Genomic DNA, 20569 nt, shown 5'->3' on the forward strand with positions numbered 1-20569 from the left:
AGGGAATTTCACATGAGCAACTATGTCACCACCAAGGACGGCACCCGCATCTTCTACAAGGATTGGGGACCGCGCGACGGCCAGCCGATTATCTTCTCCCATGGCTGGCCGCTCAGCGCCGACGCCTGGGACGCGCAGATGGTCTATTTCGCCAATCAGGGCTTCCGCACCATCGCCCATGACCGCCGCAGCCATGGCCGGTCGGACCAGGTGTGGGACAATAATAATATGGACCAATATGCCGACGATCTGGCTGACCTGATTGCGGCGCTGGATCTGTCCGACGTCATCCTAGTCGGCCATTCGACCGGCGGCGGCGAAGTCACCCGCTATATCGGCCGCCATGGCACCAGCCGGGTCGCCAAGCTGGCGCTGATCGGCGCGGTGCCGCCGCTGATGCTCAAGACCGAAGCCAATCCGGGCGGCCTGCCGATCGACGTGTTCGACGGCATCCGCAAGGGCACGTTCGACAATCGCAGCCAGTTCTTCAGGGATCTGACCATCCCCTTCTACGGCTATAACCGGGACGGCGCGGTCATCTCCGAGGGCATTCGCGAGGAGTTCTGGCGGCAGGGGATGATGGGTGGCCTCAAGGGGCAACTCGACTCGATCCGCGCCTTTTCCGAAAGCGATTTCCATGCCGACCTGGCGAAGGTCGATGTGCCTACCCTCGTCCTCCATGGCGATGACGACCAGATCGTGCCGATCGGCGCGGCTGCCCTGTCGACGGTGAAGATCGTTACGGATGCGGTGCTGATCGTGTATGAAGGCGCCGACCATGGGCTGACGCAGACTCACCAGGACCGGTTCAATTCCGACCTGCTCGCTTTCATCAACGGCTGACACAAATACCGTTCGCCCTGAGCGAAGTCGAAGGGTTCCACCGAGCGGAGCGAGGTGCCTTCGCTTCGCTCAGGCAAGGGCTTCGACTTCGCTCAGCCCGAACGGGAAAATAGTCTTTCAAAGGAGACATCCCATGACCAAAGACACCATCCTCATTACCGGCGCGTCGGACGGTATCGGCGCGGTTTATGCCGATCGCTTCGCCAAGCGCGGAGCCAATCTGATCCTGGTCGCCCGGCGCGCCGACAAGCTGGAGGCGCTGGCCGCTCGCCTGCGCGCCGACAGCGGCGTCAGCGTCGAAGTGATCGCCGCCGACTTGTCACAAGCTGACGATCTGGCGCGGGTCGAGGCGCGGCTGCGCGACGATGACGCGATCACCGGCCTCGTCAACAATGCCGGCATCGCCGGGGAACAGGCCTTTGTCGAGACCGACCCGGCCTATCTCACCGGCCTGATCGACCTCAACATCCTGGCGGTGACGCGGCTGTCCCGCGCCATTGCGCCGCGGCTGGCGGCGAAGGGCGGGGGCACGCTGATCAACATCACGTCGGTCACGGCGCTGATGCCGGACGGCTTCACCGCCGTCTATCCCGCGACCAAGGCCTATGTGCTGGCCTTTACCGAGGCGCTGCAGGTCGAACTTGGCGGCAAGGGCGTGAAGGTGCAGGCGGTGCTGCCCGGCATCACCCGCACCGCCATCTGGACGGCGGAGCAGATTGCCGGCCTGCCGCCGCACATGGTGATGGATGTCGAGGTGATGGTCGACGCGGCACTGGCTGGGCTCGACATGGGCGAGGCGATCACCATTCCGGCGCTGCCGGACAATGCCGATCTCGACGCCTATCTCGCCGCGCGGGCCGCGCTTCGGCCCAACCTGTCGCTCAAGGATGCGGCGCCCCGGTATCGGGTGACCGCCTGACCTCTTTCGTCATTCCCGCGAAGGCGGGAATCCATCTCCTGGCCTTGCGTCTGGATGCATCGTTGGGAGATGGACCCCCGCTTTCGCGGGGGTGACGGGAATTTCCCAGGGAGAAAAATCATGATCCTCGGTCTTTCCATTCCCGCCTTCATCGCCCTGCATGTCGCGATCAGTCTGGTCGGCATCGTCAGCGGCCTTGTCGCCCTGCCGGCCATGGCAAAGGGGCATGTCCTGCCAAAAGTGCAGGGCCTGTTCCTGGTGACGACCCTGCTCACCAGCCTGACCGGCTTCCTCTTTCCCTTTCGCGGCTTCACCCCGGCGATCGGCGTCGGCATCCTCTCGACGCTGGTACTGATTATCGCCTTCGCCGCCTTTTACGGCCTTGGCCTGCGGGGCCGGGCGCGGGGCGTCTATGCGGTGACCGCAATCATCGCCCTGTGGCTCAACCTGTTCGTGGCTGTCGTACAGAGCTTCCTCAAGGTGCCGGCGCTCAACCGGCTGGCACCGACCGGCACGGAGCCGCCCTTCCTGGCCGCACAAGGCCTTCTATTGGTCCTCATGCTGATCCTGGGCGCGGCGATCCTGCGTCAGCCAAGGCTCGCGCGGAAGGCGGCGAGCCGCTCGATCGCCTGATCCAGCGTCGCGTCCGACTTGGAGAAGCAGAGGCGGACCAGATGGGTGACCGGATCGTCGGGATAGAAGGCGGAGATCGGGATCGCCGCAACCCCCGCTTCGTCGATGATCCGGTTGCAGAAGGTCACATCGTCTATCGTAATGCCGGACGCGGGCAGGTCGATCGACAGGAACCAGGTGGCGCCGCTGGGCTGCACGACATAGCCCGCCTTGATGAGACCCGCCGCCAGCCGATCGCGCGACGCCTGATAGGCGGCGCGCTGGTCGCGGAGCCAATCATCGGGCCAGCCCAGCCCCTGCGCCACCGCCCATTGCAGGTTGGGCGGGGTGGTGAAGGTCAGGAACTGGTGCGCGCGGGCGAGCAGGGTGGCGATCGGCGGCGCGGCGCACATCCAGCCGACCTTCCAGCCGGTGACGGAAAAGATCTTGCCCGCCGACCCGATCTTGACCGTACGCTCGCGCATGCCGGGAAAGCCGATCAGCGGGCGATGCGGCAGCCCGTCATAGACGGTTTCCTCCCAGACTTCGTCGCACAGCGCGATCAGGTCATGGCTGACGCACAGATCCGCCAGCAGCGCCAGTTCCGCCTCGCGCAGCACGATGCCGGTCGGATTGACCGGATTGTTCATCAGCAGGATGCGGGTCTTGGGCGTGATCGCCGCCTCCAGCGCGTCGCGGGTGACGCGCCAGTCGGGCGGCGTCAGCTTCACCACCCTGGCCACGCCGCCAGCCCGCTCGACCAGCGGCAGATAGGCATCATAGAGCGGCGCCAGCATCAACACCTCGTCGCCCGGCCGCACCAGCGCCAGCAGGCTGGCGGCGATCGCTTCGGTCGCGCCCGATGTGACGATGATGTCCTGCGGGCTGAGGTCGAGGCCCTGACGTCCGGCATAATGATCGGCCAGCGCCGTGCGCAGTTCGATCAGGCCCGGCATCGGCGGATATTGGCTGGAGCGGGTCAGCAGCGCATCCGCCGCCGCCTGCAGCACTGCCTGCGGTCCCGGCCCCTCGGGAAAGCCTTGCCCCAGATTGATCGCACCGGTTTCCCGCGCGCGCGCCGACATATGCTCGAAAATGGTGGTCGGCATGTCGCGATAGACGGGATGGCCAAGTCGGGTGTCGGGCAAGCGGGGCTCCATCGGATCGTCGGCGATGCCAGCGGTCTAGGTCTTTCCATTGCCTCGCGCAAACCGGTCCGGCATCATGGCGCCTCCTCATCACAGGGAGACAGATCCATGTGTTCGGACGTCGATGGCATGCATGACCAGCCGCACGGGACGCAGGAGGAGGATGGCGCCGCGCCCTCCCGCCGCGCTTTTCTGACAGCGATGACGATGGCGGGCGGGGTGGCCATGGCCGCCTTGCCGGCCGCACCCGCAATGGCGGCGCCCCCCGCCGACGGCCCGGATGCGTCGATGACGCCGGACGCCGCCCTGGCCGAGATCATGGCCGGCAACGCCCGCTTCGTCGCCGGCAAGCCGACCGCCCATCTGCAGGACCTGTCGATCATCAAGGCGCGCGCGGCCGAGGGGCAGTGGCCCGTGGTCGGCGTCCTCTCCTGCGCCGACTCGCGCGTGCCGGTGGAGATGGTGTTCGACGAATATATCGGCCGGCTGTTCGTCACCCGCATCGCCGGCAACATCACCACGCCGGAAATCGTCGCCAGCCTGGAATATGGCGTGGCGGTGCTGGGGCTGAAGGCGCTGGTGGTCATGGGCCACAGCAATTGCGGCGCGGTAAAGGCGGCGATCGACAATCCCGAGGTGCCGGGCCAGATCAGTGCGCTCTTCCCCGCGATCCTGCCCGCCCTCTATCTCGCCCGCAGCAAGGATGCGGCCATCGTCACCCGCACCAATGCGCTGGTGCAGGCGGCGACTCTGGTCAACGCCTCGCCGGTGATCGAGGAGAAGGTGAAAGCGGGCACGCTGAAGGTGGTCGCCGCCGTTTATGACGTGGCAACCGGCAAGGTCGACATGCTGCCGGTGCCGGCCGACATGCTGATGCGCGGCTGATCCGTCAGGGCCGGGTCGCCGCCGCATTCCAGGCGGCGACCTTCGCCTTCGTCTCTGCCAGCAGCGCGTCGAGCCGGGCGCGGTCCTGCAATGTGCCGCGCAGGATCACCGCGTCGATCGCCTTGGTGGCGTGGATATCCTCCAGCGGATTGGCGGTCAGCAGCACCATATCCGCCTGCTTGCCTTCCTCCACCGCGCCATAGCGGTCTAGCAGGCCGAACCAGGCCGGGCCGGCGCGGGTGGCGCTGGCCAGCGCCTGGGCCGGGGTCAGGCCGCGATCGACATAGAGCGCCAGTTCTTGGTGCAGGGCAAAGCCGGGATAGTCGAAGCTGTTGAGGAAGCCGGCATCGGTGCCGGCCATGATGGTGACGCCGGCCTGCTGCAACAGCGGCAGGATCGCGGCATTATGCTCGTAAATGGCGTGGCGCTGGGCGATCTGATCGGGTGTCGCCTTGGCCGCGCGCTCGATCCGCCAGTCATAGGTCTTGCGCAGGCGCGGGCCGATATAGGCCAGTTCTGGGTCAGCGCTGTGATCCTCCTTGTCGAGATAGGCGACGGTGCGCGAGATGCTGAGCGTCGGCGTCACGAACACGCCGCGTGCAGCCATGTCGCGATAGGCCGCCATGGCGGTAGCCTCGTCAAAGCCGGCATCCAGTTGCGCGCTCGCCTGTGCCCGGTCGATCCTGCCGGCGGCGAAATCGGCGGTGATCCGCGCCTCGTTCTTCACGCCCGCCTTGTGGGCATAGTCGATATGCTCGATCGAGCTGATCCCGGCCTCGATCGCCTGACCGACGGTCAGTGCCATCGGGATATGGCCCGAGGCACGCAGCCCGGCACCGCGCGCCTGACGCACGGCATAGAGGAACAGTTCGGGTTTCAGGGTGCTGTCGGTGATCTTGACGAAATTGACGTTCAGTTCTTTCAGCTTAGCGATCGCCTGGTCGACATCGGCCTGCGACCCGGTTTCCAGCGTGCCCTTCCACACCGGCTTGATCCCCTCGATCTTGGGGCCGGAACTCAGCAGGGTCGGGCCGAACAGCCGCCCGTCGGCAATCTCGCCGCGCCAGCGCAGCACATCATAGGGCAGGTCGCCCGACGCATCGCGCACGGTGGTGATGCCATTGGCGATATAGAGCGGCAGCAGCGCCTTATTCTCTTCGATCAGATCCGGCCCGCCGCCGAAATGGACATGCATGTCCCACAGGCCGGGGATCAGGTAGCGGCCCTTCGCCTCGACATTCTTGCCCGCGCGCCAGGCGGCGGCGATCGCGGCGTCGTCGCCGACCGCGACGATCCGGTCGCCCTGGGTCGCGACGGTCTGGTCGGGGATCAGACGACCATGCTCGACATCGACCAGCGTCGCATGGCGGATCAGCAGGTCTGCGCGGGCCGGCGCGGTCTTTGCCGCGGCGGGCAGGGGCAACAGGGCAGTGGCGGCCAGCAGCGCGGCAAGAAGCGTCTTCATGAAAATCCCCGGTTCTTTTGCGGGCGCAGGATAGGCGGGGGCTGCATTATCGACAAACAACATATATGAATGGCAATCATTCATAATCCAAATGGAATGCCATGCTCGATCCGCGCCTGCTCCGTGCCTTTGTCGCGATCGCCGACAGCGGCAGCTTCACCATCGCGGCGCAGCGGCTGCACATGACCCAGTCGACCATCAGCCAGCAGCTCGGCCGGCTGGAACAGGCGGTGGGGCATGTCTTGGTCGATCGGGCGGCGCGGCCGGTGCGGCCGACGGCGGCGGGCGAGCGGCTGCTGGGCCATGCAAGGCGCATCCTGTCGCTGCAGCAGGAGGCGGAAAGCCTGCTTGCCGATCCGGCCGGCAGCGCGTCGATCCGCATCGGCCTGCCCGACGACATTGCCAGTCGCGCCATGATGCGGGTGTTCGCCCGTTTTTCCGAGCAATATCGGGCGGTGCGGCTGGACGTCACCACCGGCCTGAGCCGCGATCTCACGCGCCGATACCGCGCGGGCGAGTTTGACATCATTGCTGTCAAGGAACCGACGCCGAGCGCCGATTGTCGCGCGAGTTTCGCCGAACCGATCGGCTGGCATGAAAGCGCGGACCGGCAGGGCGACTGGCCCGATCCGTTGCCGCTGGTCGCCTTTCCCGCGGGCGGCCTCTATCGCGATGCGATGTTCGACCGGATCGGGCGGGAGAGGCGGCGCTGCCATGTCGCCTTCACGGGCAGCGACCTCACCAGCGTGCTGACCGCGGTGGAGGCGGGCATGGGCCTGTCGCTGGTGCCGATGCGCGCGGCGGCCGGGCGGGCGGTGCGACCCTATGCGCCGTTCGGGGAAGAGGCCGCCATGCGGGTGTCGCTCTATGCCTGGGACGATGCCGGGCCGACCGCCGAACTGGTTGCGCAGATGGCGGCGGTGCTGGCGGAGCGGTAAGCGGCAAGGGCTGCGGCTGTTTGCGCGGCCGCAACTAGGTCTAAGTGGTGCTGCACCTTGCGGTGCCGAATAAACCGGATCGCCGTCCCCCGGACGGCGATTGAGTTCGATACCCACGGCCGCTCGCGCGGCCGAGTAAAGCCGGCGAATGTCCCCCGGACATTCGCTATTTCGGCTTTACTCCCACTCTATTGTAAACAAGACATTTTTATCTTTTATATTCAATGGCTTATTTTCCTGCTAATTGGTAATACCATGAAAAATACCATGCTCAGAAAAGGCTTAACAATATTTTGAAAAATTGCCTACTGAGCGCTGCCGCACAGCTCCATAGGCCGCTTTCCTGGCTTTGCTTCCAGATGTATGCTCTTCTGCTCCTGCAGCTAATGGATCACCGCAAACAGGTTACTCGCCTGGGGATTCCCTTTCGACCCGAGCATCCGTATGAGACTCATGCTCGATTATTATTATTATAGAAGCCCCCATGAATAAATCGCTCATCATTTTCGGCATCGTCAACATAACCTCGGACAGTTTCTCCGATGGAGGCCGGTATCTGGCGCCAGACGCAGCCATTGCGCAGGCGCGTAAGCTGATGGCCGAGGGGGCAGATGTGATCGACCTCGGTCCGGCATCCAGCAATCCCGACGCCGCGCCTGTTTCGTCCGACACAGAAATCGCGCGTATCGCGCCGGTGCTGGACGCGCTCAAGGCAGATGGCATTCCCGTCTCGCTCGACAGTTATCAACCCGCGACGCAAGCCTATGCCTTGTCGCGTGGTGTGGCCTATCTCAATGATATTCGCGGTTTTCCAGACGCTGCGTTCTATCCGCAATTGGCGAAATCATCTGCCAAACTCGTCGTTATGCATTCGGTGCAAGACGGGCAGGCAGATCGGCGCGAGGCACCCGCTGGCGACATCATGGATCACATTGCGGCGTTCTTTGACGCGCGCATCGCGGCGCTGACGGGTGCCGGTATCAAACGCAACCGCCTTGTCCTTGATCCCGGCATGGGGTTTTTTCTGGGGGCTGCTCCCGAAACCTCGCTCTCGGTGCTGGCGCGGTTCGATGAATTGCGGCTGCGCTTCGATTTGCCGGTGCTTCTGTCTGTTTCGCGCAAATCCTTTCTGCGCGCGCTCACAGGCCGTGGTCCGGGGGATGTCGGGGCCGCGACACTCGCTGCAGAGCTTGCCGCCGCCGCAGGTGGAGCTGACTTCATCCGCACACACGAGCCGCGCCCCTTGCGCGACGGGCTGGCGGTATTGGCGGCGCTGAAAGAAACCGCAAGAATTCGTTAACTGCACATTCGGGATATTTCTCTATATTCGCGGTTCAGCAGGCATGTCCCCTTTGAGGGCGACCCGACGACAGGATAATCGACCTTATGGTGCGCAAATATTTCGGCACAGACGGTATTCGTGGCAAAGCCAACGAAGGCGCGATGACGGCGGAAACCGCCTTGCGCGTCGGCATGGCGGCTGGCCGTGTCTTTCGTCGCGGTGACCACCGCCATCGTGTCGTGATCGGCAAGGATACGCGCCTGTCGGGCTATATGCTTGAACCCGCGCTCACAGCCGGTTTCACCTCGATGGGCATGGACGTATTCCTTTTTGGCCCGCTGCCGACAACGTATAGGAAGAATAAACGCCCTTTTCACCCAAGTCCAACAGCTTTGGACCGCAGTTGACTCTTTCGACACCCCTGCGATGCAACCCAATCCGGCTGACGGGGAGCCAGCAACGCTGAAAATTTACCCTCCTCTTTCCCACTAGCGGCTCCTTTTCCGACAACCAGCACGGCGGATCCCTGCCGCGGCGCTGTGAACGCAGCATTTTGATTGGTATCGTTGGCCTTCAGGCTCGTCAGTCAAACAGACCCAGGAGCAGCTCAGCCGGTGGCGCCCGGCTTTCGGGTAACGCCCTGGTCCCGCTGGTTTCGGCTTTGTGCTTCAGGTGATCAAGGATCTGCTTGATCACTATAGGGTCTTCAATGCAGGCGATGACTTTCATGGCGCCGCCGCAGCCGCTGCAGGTCTCGATGTCGATATTGAAAACACGCTTGAGCCGTTGCGCCCATGTCATCGACGCTCGCCGTTGTGCTGGTGTTGCCGGTTCATCAGCCACCCTGACCTTGTTGCCCCTGCCCCGTTTTGCCGGCGTGACCAACGCCCGGTGCCGACTGTTGGGTGCGAACACCCCGTGGAAGCGGGTTAGGTTGACTCTGGGCTTCGGTACCAGGGCGGCCAGCCTTGCAATGAAATCCAATGGTTCGAAAATGACGTGCGTGGTGCCGTCCCGGTACGGCGTCTTGAGCTGGTAGCGCACGTTGCCGCCTCGTGTTAACGACAGCCGCTTCTCGGATACCGCCGGGCGGCTGATGTACCGGCACAGCCGTTCGAGCTTCTTGCGTTCATCGGCCCTGGCCGCCACGCCGGCGTGCAGGCTGGACCCGGCTACCTTGCCAATCCCGTCACCGAACGGATCACCACTGGTCGGCAGAGTGTGCAAAGTGAACACCTTTCGCCCCGCCTGTGAACCGACAGCGATACGGTAAGTGATCGAGTGCCCCAGCAGGGGTGTCATCGGGTCGTCATCCACCGCATCCGAGGCCAGATAGCTGTTTTCGACATCCCGTTCCAGCAGGCCTTGCCGTTCCAGATAGCGACCCACCCGGTGGGCGATGGTGTGCGTCAGCTGGGTGAGCTCTGGGCTGGTCGGCGCCTTGACCCAGCGGAAACGCGCTGAGCCGTGGGATTGCTCGACATACACACCGTCGAGAAACAGCATGTGGAAGTGAACATTCAGATTGAGCGCCGATCCAAAACGCTGGATCAGGGTGACCGCGCCCGTCTTGGCCACTTGGTGGGTATGGCCCGCTTTCTTGACCAGGTGCGTGGCAATGACGCGGTAAACGATGCCCAGCACCCACCCCATGATCTCGGGCCGGCTGGCAAACAGGAAACGCAGCTGAAACGGGAAGCTCAACACCCACTGACGCATGGGTTGTTCAGGCAGTACTTCATCAACCAGCAAGGCGGCACTTTCGGCCATCCGCCGCGCCCCACAGCTCGGGCAGAAACCGCGACGCTTACAGCTGAAAGCGACCAGGTGCTCGGCGTGGCAAGACTCGCAGCGAACCCGTAGAAAGCCATGCTCCAGCCGCCCGCATTGGAGAAATTCTTCAAATTCCCGTTGCACATAGCCCGGCAATTCCTTTCCCTGCTCTGCCATAAGCGCAGCGAATGCCGGGTAATACTCGTCAACGATCTGATAGAGAAGGGTTTGCTCGGGTCGGTGGCTCTGGTAACGACCAGTATCCCGATCCCGGCTGGCCGTCCTGGCCGCCACATGAGGCATGTTCCGCGTCCTTGCAATACTGTGTTTACATACAGTCTATCGCTTAGCGGAAAGTTCTTTTACCCTCAGCCGAAATGCCTGCCGTTGCTAGACATTGCCAGCCAGTGCCCGTCACTCCCACTCGATTGTAAACAAGCACACAAAACCCTTTAGTGACAACAATTTGCAAGAACTATCAGGCTCAGTGCCATGAAAAATACCATGACCAGATCATGAGGTTGAACACGGCTTGCGCCGGCAGCGTTCACGCTCCTGGTCGGCGATCTCGCCCGGCTGCAATGCTAGCTCAGCATCGGTCATGCGCTCCAGCACGTCGCGTAGGCGGATGGTGCAAGGAATGGGCGGCAGCTCGAACTCATAGCCGCCGGCGATCATTTCGGCCGCAATCTCCTCGGTGATGAAAAACGGCTCGTCGTCTTGGTTCGGCTTCTTCATGCCCTTTCCTCCTGGCGCTCATCCTGGCCGACAGCGGCCAGGGCATCGGCTTCCGTCAATGCGTCCTCCACGAACGCGCCGTGCTGCTTCGCTTCGGCCTGGCTGACCTCGGCCCATATCCGTTTCACCTGGGCCGCACTGTACCCGGCCAGCTCGGCGGTCTTGTTGATGCTGTAGCCGGACTTGCGCAGCGCGACAACTTGGGCGCGGCGCTTCGGATCAGCACGGCGGCCCTTGTACCGCCCGGCCTGGCGGGCCAACTCAATGCCTTGGCGCTGGCGTTCGCGCCTGTCCTCGTAGTCGTCGCGGGCCATCTGCAAGGCCAGGCGAAAAAGCATGATCTGCACGGCTTCCAGCACGATCTTGGCGACGCCCTGGGCCTCGGCCGCCAGGTCGGATAGATCGACCACGCCAGGGACGGCCAGGCGTGCGCCTTTGGCCTGTATCGAGGCCACCAGGCGCTCGGCCTCGGGCAAAGGTAGGCGGCTGATGCGGTCGATCTTCTCGGCAATGACCACCTCGCCGGGCTGTAGGTCGCCGATCATGCGCAGCAGCTCAGGCCGGTCGGCGCGTGCGCCGGATGCCTTCTCACGGTAGATGCCGGCGACGTAGTAGCCGGCGGCCTTCGCGGCCGTAGTGATCGCCTCTTGGCGTTCCAAGTCCTGCGCGTCGGTGCTGACGCGCAGATAGACCCGCGCCACCATCGGCGCGGCTACTGGCTTCGTCCTGCGCATACTTGCGGGCTCCTTTGGGCATACTCAAATGCACCCATCTTAAACTGGCAGGCCAATTTATCACATATCGATCTAAATGCGCCTAGCTCATTTTTACAGCTTAAATGAGCTATTGAGCACACTCCATATTTCGACTATTATTGAAACATGGAAACGATAAATGCTGTAGCCGCCCTGGCGGCCATCGCTCAAGAATCGCGCCTCGCGGTGTTCCGGCTTCTCGTCCAGGCCGGCCCCGCCGGCATGGCCGCCGGAAAAATCAGCGAAGCGGCCGGCATCCCGCCGTCTTCGCTATCCTTCCACCTGAAAGAGCTGGCACACGCCGGCATGGTCACGTCGCGGCAAGAAGGCCGATTTGTGATCTACGAGGCGAACTTTTCGACGGCCACTAACCTGGTGGCCTTTCTCACGGAAAACTGCTGCGGCGGCCAGGTGTGCAACCTGTCTTGCACCACGGAAGCCGGGAAGGTGTTGGCATGAGACTTCGCCATCTTTCCGACCCCGATTCTTTGCCCGCTTTGGACAAATCCTTTGCCATCGAGCGCCCGGCGCTCGGGCTGGCACCCGACGCCCCGCCGGTGCGTATCCTGCTGCTGTATGGCTCGCTGCGCGCCCGCTCGTTCTCACGGCTGGCCGTCGAGGAAGCGGCCCGGCTGCTGCAATTCTTTGGCGCAGAAACACGCATCTTCGACCCGTCCGATTTGCCGTTGCCCGATCAAGTGCAAAGCGACGATCACCCGGCCGTCAAGGAGCTGCGCGCCCTGTCCGAGTGGTCAGAGGGACAAGTCTGGTGCAGCCCGGAACGCCACGGTCAGATTACCAGTGTCATGAAGGCGCAGATTGACCATCTGCCGCTTGAAATGGCCGGCATCCGGCCGACCCAAGGCCGCACCCTGGCCGTGATGCAGGTATCCGGCGGCTCGCAGAGCTTCAACGCCGTGAACACCTTGCGTCTGCTCGGCCGCTGGATGCGAATGTTCACCATTCCGAACCAGTCGAGTATCGCCAAAGCGTTCCAAGAGTTCGACGCGGCGGGCCGCATGAAGCCCTCGCCGTACTACGACCGAATAGCCGATGTGATGGAAGAACTGGTGCGCTTCACGGCGCTGGTACGGCCGCACCGTGAAGCACTGACAGACCGCTATTCCGAACGGAAAGCGGCCGGCCACGTCATCGACGAGGCCACCGATCTTTCATCCATCGCCATTGCTCCCCAGCCACTACCAGAAAGCGAAACATCATGACCGAAAGAATCTATAACGTCCTCATCCTCTGCACCGGCAATTCGGCGCGCAGCATCATGGCCGAAGCTCTCATCAACACGATGGGGCAAGGGCGCTTCCGCGCCTACAGCGCCGGCAGTCACCCAACCGGCAAGGTCAATCCCTTCGCCGTCGAAAAGGTGGAGTCGGTGAATTACCCGACCGAGAATCTGCGCAGCAAGAGCTGGGACGAGTACGCCACGCCCGACGCACCGAAGATGGACTTCATCATCACCGTCTGCGACAACGCCGCCGGCGAAATGTGTCCGGTGTGGCCTGGTCAGCCGATCTCGGCGCATTGGGGATTTGAAGACCCGGCCGCCGTCGAAGGCACTGACGCCGAGAAGCGCCGGGCCTTCGAACAAACCTTCCGGCACATGATGAACCGCGTCCGCCTGTTCGTGAATCTGCCTCTCAAAATGCTTGACCAGACGGCCATCAAGCGCGAGCTGGCGAACATCGGCAAGACCGAGCAGGAAGCATGAGCGCCGGCGCACAGGCCATCGCCGCGAAGCCGCGCCAGGCCCCGATGAGCGGCTTCGAGCGTTACCTGACGCTGTGGGTGGCCCTGTGCATCGTCGCCGGTGTTGCGCTCGGCCAGGGCCTTCCTGACGTGTTCCAGGCCATAGGCCGCATGGAAGTGGCCCAGGTCAATTTGCCGGTGGGCCTGCTGATTTGGGTAATGATCGTCCCGATGCTGGTCAAGATCGACTTCGGGGCGCTGCACCAGGTCAAAGAGCATTGGCGCGGCATCGGCGTCACGCTGTTCGTGAATTGGGCCGTCAAGCCATTCTCGATGGCCCTGCTGGGGTGGCTGTTCATCCGACAAGTGTTCGCTCCGTTCCTGCCGGCCGATCAACTGGACAGCTACATCGCGGGCTTGATCTTGCTGGCCGCCGCGCCCTGCACGGCAATGGTGTTCGTGTGGAGCCGCCTTACCAACGGCGACCCGCTTTTCACGCTCTCGCAAGTGGCTCTGAACGACGCCATCATGATCGTGGCCTTCGCGCCCATCGTCGGCCTGCTGCTGGGCATGTCCTCGATCTCGGTGCCTTGGGACACGCTGCTGATTTCGGTCGTGCTCTACATCATCGTGCCGGTGATCCTGGCGCAGCTCTTGCGGCGGCATCTGCTCAAGCAAGGACAGGCCGCCTTTGAACGGGCCATGCAGAAGATCGGGCCGTGGTCGATGGCCGCGCTGCTGCTGACGTTGGTTCTACTGTTCGCCTTCCAGGGCGAGGCCATCATCCGGCAGCCGTTAGTGATCGCCATGCTAGCCGTGCCGATCTTGATTCAAGTGTTCTTCAATTCCGGGTTAGCCTACTGGCTGAACAAGCGGGCGGGGGAAAAGCACTCTGTCGCCTGTCCTTCGGCCCTGATCGGTGCCAGCAACTTCTTCGAGCTGGCCGTGGCGGCCGCCATCAGCTTGTTCGGTCTGCACTCCGGCGCTGCATTGGCAACCGTGGTCGGCGTCCTGGTCGAAGTGCCGGTGATGCTGCTGGTCGTGCGCGTGGTGAATCGCTCGAAGAGCTGGTACGAACGAGGTTGAACATGAGTAGGAAAAAACTGAGGAAATGATTGCAGATTGCCGCGCCGGCCGCTTCCTGGCGCATTCGATCACTGACCTGGAACACCTAGTATCCATGCTTGCTGAGGTCGCCCGATGACAGACCCAAAGAACCTAGAGAACAGGCTGCATGAGAAGGCCGACCCGGCCCGCGCCGTTTCCACTGGTCGGGTGCGCTACACACTGGCCGAACTACTGGCCGACGCGGAAGCATCCGGGGCTTACCCGCTGCCGCCGGAGGAACGCGAATGGATGGATGCGCCGTCTGTGGGTCGGGAATGGCCAAACAGTGAAGATTGAAAAAGGCGGCCAGTTCGAGTGGCCGCCCTTTCGTCATTAGCTGCACGCTTGGCGCAAGGCGTTCATTGCTTCTTGAAAATCAGCCTGTGTCGCCCGGCCCGTTTCAGCTTGGTAGTACACCACCATAAAAGCATTAGCGACGGCTTCGGCCAATGGCCCAAGGCTCCGCGCTTCCGCTTGGTTGATGTACTCCAAAGAAGAAAGAATAGCCGCTGCTTGATGCACTGCTTGCCCTGGTTCGATAATATGTTGTGTTGTCATAATTCACCTCTCCAGTAGGTGTTGATTGAAAGTGCCGGGCTGGTTGTGGCCAGCCCGGTGCGCCTACAGGTACAGCCCCGCCGCCTCCGCGAATGCTGACCGCTCATTCCTGCCGCCATTAACCTCAATACTTATCGGCTTAGTTTCGCTCTCTCTCATAGGGTCTGGCCGTGATACAAAAGCGGCTGTTTCTGTCTCTGCATCGACCTCGGTCGATTGATCACCCAGCGGCGAAATAAATACCTGGCTGACTTCTTCCCTTGGCGCTTCATCCAGGGCCGCCAATGCGGCCATGTATGTTGATGTCGTCATCGTGCTAACTCCTGACTTCGTTACTATCTGGGCCAGAATCGGCGCCCAAGCTATTGCCCTCGAACTGGCCAGATTGGCTTGCTTCTTTCGGCTCCATGCTTTCGCGTATCGAAGCAGCCAGTTTTCCGCCTGTGGTTTCGCTCACTCGCTCCTGGAATCCCTGCTTCACTTGAGAGCCGACACCCTTGGCTAACTCGGAGGCCGTGCCTGTGGCCAGCTTCGCGGCCTTGGCAAAGCCGCCACCGCTTGAGCTACTGCCGCTGTCACCAAAGCCAGCCGCTTGGGCGAATCGGCTACTGCCAGCAGTACCCGCTTCACCACCACCGTTTCCGCCACTGCTGACAACTGACCCCATGCTGGACATGTCACCGCCGGTTTCCATACTCGCTGATGCTTTCTGAAAAGCCGCTTGGAGTGCACTTGCACCTCCGGCTGCACCGGCTGCGGCACCCATAACCGCTTTACCTGCCAGGGCAGCGCCGCCAGTTGCCATACTGGCCGCCGTCACCGCCGCCCCAACTGCCGCACCCGCACCGAAGTTTCCAATTCCACCGGCTGCGCCAATACCACCACCAGACACAAGACCAGAAATCATCGGCGGAACTTTGTTGACCAAGAAAAGCAAGATGACCGATATAACCAACATCACGGCCAGTTCCTGGGATGCCATGTTCTCGCTGATTTGCGTGTAGTAGTGATTGATGAACTCTTTGCCAATCGCAACCAGAAGCACCATTGCCATAAGCTGTGCGGCCAGGCCCAGCACGGTCTTGTAGTAATTGATCGCCATGTCGGAAGTCCAACGACTTCCACCAAAGCCAAGGAAGAACACACCGGCATACAACAGAATCCAGGCTGATGCGAGCAACAGCAACAGGTTGACCGCAATCAACGCCAGGACAAACAAAACAGCCAGGGCCATTAGCTCCATGACCAGAGCAGTTGCCATCTGCCGCCATCCCAGCTCCGAGGTGGCCTGTACTGTGCGGTTGTATAACTCGAAACCAAGATCAAGGATGCTGGAGGGCCCAAGATTGCTATTGGAAAGTCCCCCCGCCTGCGCGCCCAGAGTTTGCAATGACTGAACAATCGTACCGGCGATATTCATGCCCTGGTTCGCATTCGTCAGCAACCACCAGAAAAAGCCGGTGAAGATCGTGAAGCGAACGAACTCCGCGAAGAACTCGCCAATGTCGGCCTTGCGCAAAGCCATCATGCCGAATGTCCAGACCATCGAAATCACAACCAGCGTCCAGAACAAACGCGATGCAGCGGACTCAATAGCTGGCCCCCATGTTGCGGCAGCATCATGAAAACGCTTGAGCACATCATTCATAACACCGCTGCTACTTAGCTCCTGCGCCATTGCAGGTTCAGCCAGCACCATTGTGGCGACCATCATCAAGCCACCTAGAGCAATTTTCTTTCTCATGGCGACCACCTCAATAATCATCTTTAGGGCTGGGCTTGAACTCCCACTGACGCATCTGCTTGGCCTTCTGGAATGCTCTGCATTCCTCGGTAAAGGCCTCTCGGTTCGCTTCGCTGCGCATTTCATTCAGTGCTGCCTGGAACGCATCGGGGGCACACGTCGCCGCATTTGGTTCGGGCATCCTTTCCTGTTCACATCCAGCCAACAACAGCAACGTAGCCGCGGTAGTAAAAAAGATTTTTTTCATCTCACCGCCTCCCTAGTAGTTGTCTGCCGGACTCGGGCGAAACGTCCAGGTACGCATTTGCTCGGCCCTGGCATCACCTCGCGCCTCGGCATCGAGTTCTGCTGCAATCCGGGCTGCCTCCGCGTTGTGTTGGGCGGTCAACATGGTGCGAATCTGCAAGAGCTGATTGGCCTGCTGGCTGGCGAGCTGGTTGGCGTAGCCGATGGCCTGTAGCTGGCCAGTTGCACCCTGGGCCGCGCCTTGCAGCCGCTCCAGGGTACGGGCGTCATCCTTCAAAGCCTTTTGCTGGTCGGCAACGGTCTGGAACAGGGCATCGTTGGCCTTCTTTTGCGACTCTGACGCCAGGCGGCGGTTCTCTTCCATCGCTGCCTTTTCGGCCGGCGTGCATCCGCCGCTGCCGTTGAAGCATGGCGAGCTGCGGTAATAGGCCACGTCCTGAAACTTGGCCAGGTAACGATCCAGGCTGCCTAGCTGGTTCTCGTAATAGGCCAGCGTGTTTTGCGCGGCAATCAGCCGGTTGATCGTAGTCTGCGCCTGATCCCAGATATACGCGGCTGGGGCCATCGTGTTCTGGAGCTGATTTTCGTACTGCTGCAACTGGGTCTGGTACTGCTCAATCTGCTTGAGCGTCTGCGCCACCGACTCGATGGCCGTCATGATGTTCTGGGCCAGGTTGCCGCCGTCGATGACGGGGATACCAGCTTGCACAGGGGCGGTGGTAGTGGTGATAAAGCCGGTTGCGAGTGCAACGGCTAGAGCGGTTTTTTTAGCCGCTAAAATTTTGGACTTCATGGTCGTACTCCGTCGATGAAAAGAAGGCATTGCCTTGACCAAGCGTTGTGCTTGTTCTCGGCAACGTTTCATCGAAGAGCTACGCCACTAGCTGATCGGTATTGCCCTTGGCGCTGAGGCCCGGACTTACAAACGTAAAACTACTCTGTTTTTTTATCGCTTTCGGACAAGCCAACTTCCCGGCCAATCTCTTCAAGCTCTAGCGGCTGTACTGCCGCCGTCAGTATTTCGCGTATTTCCGCGTCGGTGCTCCTATCGTTGAGCGCTGCTCGAACTTTCAACGCACGGTGCACCTCGGCGGGTAAATTCCTGATAAGCACATTTGCCATATCAATACCCTTTTGGTGTACCCGACAACCATGCTATCAAAGATATTAAAAATAGCAAGACCTATACTCTTGCAACCGGCGGTAGCCGATCAGCCCCGCAGGGCAGGATTCCCGTTGAGTGCCCCCGGCGCGAATAAGGGACAGTGAAGATAGATAACCGGCTTGCCGGTTAGCTAACTTCACCCATCCTGCCCGCATTTCACCCACTATTGAAAATCTAGCGCATATCGAACGTAAAGCGTTTTATCGTCAAACAAACACCGATTCTTGGCAACATAACCGTAATCGTCACCAAATCGGCCTGCAATCGACATAGTCGCTTCAAAATCGCTGCTCAATCGGCTTTAAATCGGAACCTAAAATGCCAACAATCGACACAAACCATTCGCCCCGATGGGGCGAGTTGGACGCCAAAAAAGAAGGGCATAACCCGCCCCTCAAGTGTCAATGAACACAAGAAATTTGCCTCCCCTCCCGTCATACCACTAAGGCGACGTATTGATACTTGAGGGGCAACCTTTCCTGATGTTGACACCTTCACGCAGGTTACTGGTTATGGGCGTCCAACACACACGGCTCATTCCTGCTTGGTAATAATAAGAATAATAATCTTCTTATTATTCTTACCGAACGAATGGGCACTGCTTAGCCATTTCACGTTTCGAGCCAAGGTTTCAGTACAGATAACTACAAGTGCACACAGCGGCCCTCCAGCACCGTTAGACGCAGATTCTGCTTCAGCTCATGGAATAAGGGACTCCGGGTTGTTTTCCCCTCTCACAAGGCGTTTCAGCGGCCACTGAAGCCGCCTTCTCTTCTTGGCGTTAAACCATCGGCCTATGGCCGATTAATAAAGCCCGCCAGGGCTTTATTGGCAAGGTCAGAACGCGCCCTCAAGGCGCGAGCTGCACCGCGCATGATGGATTATCTTTAGATAATCTTGGATGGATTTCCCAAACTGCCCGCAAAGCAGCGCACCGTCTGGGTTTTCCAAATTGGGACGGGGAACGTTACGACGGCAGAAGGGGAGCGTTACGACGGTAACAAGGGAACGTTACGACGGTAAACGGGTGCAGTTGCCGTGGGGCCAGGCCTCTTGATCTCCCATTTTCCCTTGGCGTATTCGTTCACTACCCAACCCACGGCGGCAAGTTCGGCCAGTGCCTTCCGGGCAGTCTGACGGCGTTTTTTCATAGCTTCGGCATTGGCTTCATCTGGCCAGACATAGCCGCAAAGCGTGTCCAGTTCCACGCGCCCGGATTTGCCGGGGTCGATCCAGCCGCATAGCCGTTGGTGCATCAGCCGTGCCGGATCAGTCTGTAGCACCCGCACTTCCGCCATGTCGATACGGGCATATGGACGATGCCCCAGGATCGCTTCGGCAATACGCGGATTCAGGGCAACCCATAGCCTGCCGTCCGTCTCGTCAAAAGCATGACTCATCAGGTGGAACGCGGCTTGCCGCCGTCCCTTCGTCACAAGGATGGTGACGTTCGACATGCGCAGCAGGCTGGCTTTGAGCGCCTTGATGTTGTCGCCGCTATCCGTCATGCCCGTTTCTGAGAGCAGTTTGGTCAGGCTCTCACGAACCACCAAGCCGTCTTGCTCAATGGCTTCGAAACGGGGTTCAAGGAATAGCCGTAGCTGTCGCCCCGTCTCACTGGTCGGTTCCGGGGTTAGCAAGATGCCGTTCGGGCCGCCAAGGGCCACGATGCCTTGCAAAAGACGCATATCATCGGCCCCGAGAGGTTCGAATCCGACGAAACGCATGGATTCGTCCTCGCCAAAGGTGTAGGTCACGTCCAGCTTGCAGCGTTTGCGATCGCCACGCTTGAGGCTGCGGAACAGGCCAGGTGCCAAACAGTGCGCGGGATCATGTCGGACGTGGGTCAGGTCATGCTTAGGCTTCTTCACGCTGTCTCCTTTTCACCTTGCACTGCCGCTCCAGTACAGCAGGCTTCAACACGCCGCCGTCGTGCCGTCTAAACCAGAGTTCTTGAAAAGGTGCGCCATAGTTGGCCTTGCTGACGCCAAAGCGGACAAAATACCCACGCTGACAATCATCGACCCCCAGTATCTCGGCCTCGCCTTGCGTCATGCCGGATAGGTACGATTGCCAACGGATGTTATCAACCAGTACGGACGATCCACGACTGGCCTGCTGTTGATCGCCCGACCCCATCATGGCTGCGCTTTTACTCGCGTGGTGCAGAAACACAATGGAGCAGCCTGTATCAGCGGCTATGGCCTCCATGTGCCCAACAACCTGCGCCATCGGCCCGCTAGCGTTCTCCTCCTCAATGTGGAAGCGCCGCAAAGTGTCCAAGATCATCAAGCGACGACCTTCAGCGGCTCGTTTGAGAGCATCGAACCAGCTAGCAGCCATGATGTTTGGGCATTTACCGATCAAGGGTTCAATGAGCAAACCATCAGCCACGGCTTGCCGTTCCGCTGCGCTGAGGTGTGCCCCAAGGGCGTGCAGACGATGGTGAATAGCGGCCGGTGGATCTTCAGCAGGCAGATAGACCACTTGCCCGGTGGGAAACTCGCCTATTTCAAGTAAATCAGGCCCGCCTGCAATCTGTGCAGCCAATTGAAGGGCCAACATGGATTTACCAGCCCCACCAGGCGACACAAGAGCACCAACAGTGCCAGCAACCATATTAGGCAGAACATAATCAATGGGTGGCGGCAATTCCGTGAAAGCCGCCATAAGATCAAGAGCCATAT

Annotated in this window: 24 protein-coding genes and 1 pseudogene; 12 read left to right on the plus strand and 13 right to left on the minus strand. The window is 60.9% G+C overall.

The window, feature by feature from the left end; all coding sequences use genetic code 11:
* Positions 1 to 12 precede the first annotated feature (12 nt).
* From VHN57_RS22775 to VHN57_RS22785, 3 genes are all read left to right on the plus strand, one after another.
* Entirely contained in the window at positions 13 to 843 is an 831-nt protein-coding gene (locus VHN57_RS22775) for an alpha/beta fold hydrolase (protein ID WP_423285663.1), read from the plus strand.
* Between the two features lie 133 nt (positions 844 to 976).
* Positions 977 to 1762, plus strand: a complete 786-nt coding sequence (locus VHN57_RS22780; protein WP_423285665.1) for an SDR family NAD(P)-dependent oxidoreductase — start codon at positions 977 to 979, stop codon at positions 1760 to 1762.
* A 120-nt stretch (positions 1763 to 1882) separates the two neighbouring features.
* On the plus strand, positions 1883 to 2395 hold the full coding sequence (locus VHN57_RS22785; RefSeq protein ID WP_423285667.1) for a hypothetical protein: 513 nt from the start codon (positions 1883 to 1885) through the stop codon (positions 2393 to 2395).
* Here the strand turns inward: VHN57_RS22785 and VHN57_RS22790 are convergent.
* The gene (locus VHN57_RS22790) at positions 2350 to 3534 is read right to left on the minus strand and encodes an aminotransferase (RefSeq protein WP_423285669.1); all 1185 of its coding nucleotides are present in this window, start codon (positions 3532 to 3534) and stop codon (positions 2350 to 2352) included. The two genes, VHN57_RS22785 and VHN57_RS22790, sit on opposite strands and share 46 nt — an antisense overlap.
* 96 nt (positions 3535 to 3630) lie before the next feature.
* Between VHN57_RS22790 and VHN57_RS22795 the strand changes: the two genes are divergently transcribed.
* On the plus strand, positions 3631 to 4407 hold the full coding sequence (locus VHN57_RS22795; protein ID WP_004209850.1) for a carbonic anhydrase: 777 nt from the start codon (positions 3631 to 3633) through the stop codon (positions 4405 to 4407).
* A 4-nt stretch (positions 4408 to 4411) separates the two neighbouring features.
* Here the strand turns inward: VHN57_RS22795 and VHN57_RS22800 are convergent, their stop codons facing one another.
* Positions 4412 to 5872: an amidohydrolase family protein gene (locus tag VHN57_RS22800; protein WP_423285671.1), complete on the minus strand. Its 1461-nt coding sequence runs from the start codon at positions 5870 to 5872 to the stop codon at positions 4412 to 4414.
* A 101-nt stretch (positions 5873 to 5973) separates the two neighbouring features.
* On the opposite strand from VHN57_RS22800, the gene VHN57_RS22805 reads away from it, so the two are divergent.
* The 3 genes and pseudogenes from VHN57_RS22805 to VHN57_RS22815 form a co-directional block, all read left to right on the plus strand.
* Positions 5974 to 6810 carry a LysR family transcriptional regulator gene (locus VHN57_RS22805; RefSeq protein WP_423285673.1) on the plus strand — a complete coding sequence of 279 codons (837 nt, stop codon included), beginning with the start codon at positions 5974 to 5976 and terminating at the stop codon, positions 6808 to 6810.
* Positions 6811 to 7294: 484 nt separating this feature from the next.
* A complete protein-coding gene (gene sul2, locus VHN57_RS22810) occupies positions 7295 to 8110 on the plus strand; it encodes a sulfonamide-resistant dihydropteroate synthase Sul2 (protein WP_001043260.1) in 816 nt (271 codons plus the stop codon).
* 86 nt (positions 8111 to 8196) lie between these two features.
* Positions 8197 to 8439 (plus strand): annotated as a pseudogene (locus tag VHN57_RS22815) (phosphoglucosamine mutase); the annotation flags it as partial.
* Positions 8440 to 8674: 235 nt separating this feature from the next.
* On the opposite strand, the gene VHN57_RS22820 reads toward VHN57_RS22815, so the two are convergent.
* From VHN57_RS22820 to VHN57_RS22830, 3 genes are all read right to left on the minus strand, one after another.
* On the minus strand, positions 8675 to 10168 hold the full coding sequence (locus tag VHN57_RS22820; RefSeq protein ID WP_423285675.1) for an IS91-like element ISCR2 family transposase: 1494 nt from the start codon (positions 10166 to 10168) through the stop codon (positions 8675 to 8677).
* A gap of 210 nt (positions 10169 to 10378) precedes the next feature.
* A complete protein-coding gene (locus VHN57_RS22825; RefSeq protein WP_000743213.1) occupies positions 10379 to 10603 on the minus strand; it encodes a hypothetical protein in 225 nt (74 codons plus the stop codon).
* On the minus strand, positions 10600 to 11337 hold the full coding sequence (locus VHN57_RS22830) for a recombinase family protein (RefSeq protein ID WP_001366550.1): 738 nt from the start codon (positions 11335 to 11337) through the stop codon (positions 10600 to 10602). Before VHN57_RS22830 ends, VHN57_RS22825 begins: the two co-directional genes overlap by 4 nt.
* Positions 11338 to 11484: 147 nt before the next feature.
* On the opposite strand from VHN57_RS22830, the gene VHN57_RS22835 reads away from it, so the two are divergent.
* The 5 genes from VHN57_RS22835 (at position 11485) to VHN57_RS22855 (ending at position 14466) form a co-directional block, all read left to right on the plus strand.
* The gene (locus VHN57_RS22835; RefSeq protein WP_000447876.1) at positions 11485 to 11817 is read left to right on the plus strand and encodes an ArsR/SmtB family transcription factor; all 333 of its coding nucleotides are present in this window, start codon (positions 11485 to 11487) and stop codon (positions 11815 to 11817) included.
* Positions 11814 to 12581, plus strand: coding sequence for an arsenical resistance protein ArsH (gene arsH, locus VHN57_RS22840; protein ID WP_001239389.1), 768 nt, complete (start codon positions 11814 to 11816; stop codon positions 12579 to 12581). The genes VHN57_RS22835 and arsH overlap by 4 nt, the downstream gene beginning before the upstream one ends.
* A complete protein-coding gene (locus tag VHN57_RS22845) occupies positions 12578 to 13084 on the plus strand; it encodes an arsenate reductase ArsC (protein WP_000140066.1) in 507 nt (168 codons plus the stop codon). Before arsH ends, VHN57_RS22845 begins: the two co-directional genes overlap by 4 nt.
* Entirely contained in the window at positions 13081 to 14148 is a 1068-nt protein-coding gene (gene arsB, locus VHN57_RS22850; protein ID WP_001272375.1) for an ACR3 family arsenite efflux transporter, read from the plus strand. The genes VHN57_RS22845 and arsB overlap by 4 nt, the downstream gene beginning before the upstream one ends.
* 114 nt (positions 14149 to 14262) lie before the next feature.
* Positions 14263 to 14466: a hypothetical protein gene (locus tag VHN57_RS22855; RefSeq protein ID WP_000131871.1), complete on the plus strand. Its 204-nt coding sequence runs from the start codon at positions 14263 to 14265 to the stop codon at positions 14464 to 14466.
* A 36-nt stretch (positions 14467 to 14502) separates the two neighbouring features.
* On the opposite strand, the gene VHN57_RS22860 is transcribed toward VHN57_RS22855, so the two are convergent.
* From VHN57_RS22860 to VHN57_RS22895, 8 genes are all read right to left on the minus strand, one after another.
* Positions 14503 to 14727 carry a type I toxin-antitoxin system ptaRNA1 family toxin gene (locus tag VHN57_RS22860; RefSeq protein WP_000211355.1) on the minus strand — a complete coding sequence of 75 codons (225 nt, stop codon included), beginning with the start codon at positions 14725 to 14727 and terminating at the stop codon, positions 14503 to 14505.
* A gap of 63 nt (positions 14728 to 14790) precedes the next feature.
* Entirely contained in the window at positions 14791 to 15039 is a 249-nt protein-coding gene (locus tag VHN57_RS22865; protein ID WP_000213809.1) for a hypothetical protein, read from the minus strand.
* A gap of 4 nt (positions 15040 to 15043) precedes the next feature.
* Positions 15044 to 16471, minus strand: a complete 1428-nt coding sequence (gene trbL / locus VHN57_RS22870; protein WP_423285680.1) for a P-type conjugative transfer protein TrbL — start codon at positions 16469 to 16471, stop codon at positions 15044 to 15046.
* Between the two features lie 10 nt (positions 16472 to 16481).
* On the minus strand, positions 16482 to 16718 hold the full coding sequence (gene trbK, locus VHN57_RS22875; RefSeq protein WP_000718002.1) for an entry exclusion lipoprotein TrbK: 237 nt from the start codon (positions 16716 to 16718) through the stop codon (positions 16482 to 16484).
* Between the two features lie 12 nt (positions 16719 to 16730).
* Positions 16731 to 17510 (minus strand): P-type conjugative transfer protein TrbJ, encoded by a 780-nt coding sequence (gene trbJ, locus VHN57_RS22880; protein WP_000836966.1) that lies wholly within the window; start codon positions 17508 to 17510, stop codon positions 16731 to 16733.
* Positions 17511 to 17650: 140 nt separating this feature from the next.
* Entirely contained in the window at positions 17651 to 17839 is a 189-nt protein-coding gene (locus VHN57_RS22885) for a FitA-like ribbon-helix-helix domain-containing protein (RefSeq protein ID WP_000024442.1), read from the minus strand.
* 1032 nt (positions 17840 to 18871) lie between these two features.
* Positions 18872 to 19753 carry a replication protein C, IncQ-type gene (repC, locus tag VHN57_RS22890; protein WP_000743064.1) on the minus strand — a complete coding sequence of 294 codons (882 nt, stop codon included), beginning with the start codon at positions 19751 to 19753 and terminating at the stop codon, positions 18872 to 18874.
* The gene (locus tag VHN57_RS22895) at positions 19740 to 20567 is read right to left on the minus strand and encodes a helicase RepA family protein (protein WP_001162384.1); all 828 of its coding nucleotides are present in this window, start codon (positions 20565 to 20567) and stop codon (positions 19740 to 19742) included. Before VHN57_RS22895 ends, repC begins: the two co-directional genes overlap by 14 nt.
* Between the last annotated feature and the right edge of the window lie 2 nt (positions 20568 to 20569).

Source organism: Sphingobium salicis subsp. salicis, assembly GCF_049472635.1.
GTDB classification, from domain to species: domain Bacteria; phylum Pseudomonadota; class Alphaproteobacteria; order Sphingomonadales; family Sphingomonadaceae; genus Sphingobium; species Sphingobium yanoikuyae_A.

What these genes read in the sequence shown, in the direction of transcription:
- VHN57_RS22775 (WP_423285663.1), top strand. Translation starts at nt 13, where the DNA reads ATGAGCAACTATGTCACCACCAAGGACGGCACCCGCATCTTCTACAAG.
- VHN57_RS22780 (WP_423285665.1), top strand. Translation starts at nt 977, where the DNA reads ATGACCAAAGACACCATCCTCATTACCGGCGCGTCGGACGGTATCGGC.
- VHN57_RS22785 (WP_423285667.1), top strand. Translation starts at nt 1,883, where the DNA reads ATGATCCTCGGTCTTTCCATTCCCGCCTTCATCGCCCTGCATGTCGCG.
- VHN57_RS22790 (WP_423285669.1), bottom strand. Translation starts at nt 3,534, where the DNA reads ATGGAGCCCCGCTTGCCCGACACCCGACTTGGCCATCCCGTCTATCGC.
- VHN57_RS22795 (WP_004209850.1), top strand. Translation starts at nt 3,631, where the DNA reads ATGTGTTCGGACGTCGATGGCATGCATGACCAGCCGCACGGGACGCAG.
- VHN57_RS22800 (WP_423285671.1), bottom strand. Translation starts at nt 5,872, where the DNA reads ATGAAGACGCTTCTTGCCGCGCTGCTGGCCGCCACTGCCCTGTTGCCC.
- VHN57_RS22805 (WP_423285673.1), top strand. Translation starts at nt 5,974, where the DNA reads ATGCTCGATCCGCGCCTGCTCCGTGCCTTTGTCGCGATCGCCGACAGC.
- sul2 (WP_001043260.1), top strand. Translation starts at nt 7,295, where the DNA reads ATGAATAAATCGCTCATCATTTTCGGCATCGTCAACATAACCTCGGAC.
- VHN57_RS22820 (WP_423285675.1), bottom strand. Translation starts at nt 10,168, where the DNA reads ATGCCTCATGTGGCGGCCAGGACGGCCAGCCGGGATCGGGATACTGGT.
- VHN57_RS22825 (WP_000743213.1), bottom strand. Translation starts at nt 10,603, where the DNA reads ATGAAGAAGCCGAACCAAGACGACGAGCCGTTTTTCATCACCGAGGAG.
- VHN57_RS22830 (WP_001366550.1), bottom strand. Translation starts at nt 11,337, where the DNA reads ATGCGCAGGACGAAGCCAGTAGCCGCGCCGATGGTGGCGCGGGTCTAT.
- VHN57_RS22835 (WP_000447876.1), top strand. Translation starts at nt 11,485, where the DNA reads ATGGAAACGATAAATGCTGTAGCCGCCCTGGCGGCCATCGCTCAAGAA.
- arsH (WP_001239389.1), top strand. Translation starts at nt 11,814, where the DNA reads ATGAGACTTCGCCATCTTTCCGACCCCGATTCTTTGCCCGCTTTGGAC.
- VHN57_RS22845 (WP_000140066.1), top strand. Translation starts at nt 12,578, where the DNA reads ATGACCGAAAGAATCTATAACGTCCTCATCCTCTGCACCGGCAATTCG.
- arsB (WP_001272375.1), top strand. Translation starts at nt 13,081, where the DNA reads ATGAGCGCCGGCGCACAGGCCATCGCCGCGAAGCCGCGCCAGGCCCCG.
- VHN57_RS22855 (WP_000131871.1), top strand. Translation starts at nt 14,263, where the DNA reads ATGACAGACCCAAAGAACCTAGAGAACAGGCTGCATGAGAAGGCCGAC.
- VHN57_RS22860 (WP_000211355.1), bottom strand. Translation starts at nt 14,727, where the DNA reads ATGACAACACAACATATTATCGAACCAGGGCAAGCAGTGCATCAAGCA.
- VHN57_RS22865 (WP_000213809.1), bottom strand. Translation starts at nt 15,039, where the DNA reads ATGACGACATCAACATACATGGCCGCATTGGCGGCCCTGGATGAAGCG.
- trbL (WP_423285680.1), bottom strand. Translation starts at nt 16,471, where the DNA reads ATGAGAAAGAAAATTGCTCTAGGTGGCTTGATGATGGTCGCCACAATG.
- trbK (WP_000718002.1), bottom strand. Translation starts at nt 16,718, where the DNA reads ATGAAAAAAATCTTTTTTACTACCGCGGCTACGTTGCTGTTGTTGGCT.
- trbJ (WP_000836966.1), bottom strand. Translation starts at nt 17,510, where the DNA reads ATGAAGTCCAAAATTTTAGCGGCTAAAAAAACCGCTCTAGCCGTTGCA.
- VHN57_RS22885 (WP_000024442.1), bottom strand. Translation starts at nt 17,839, where the DNA reads ATGGCAAATGTGCTTATCAGGAATTTACCCGCCGAGGTGCACCGTGCG.
- VHN57_RS22895 (WP_001162384.1), bottom strand. Translation starts at nt 20,567, where the DNA reads ATGGCTCTTGATCTTATGGCGGCTTTCACGGAATTGCCGCCACCCATT.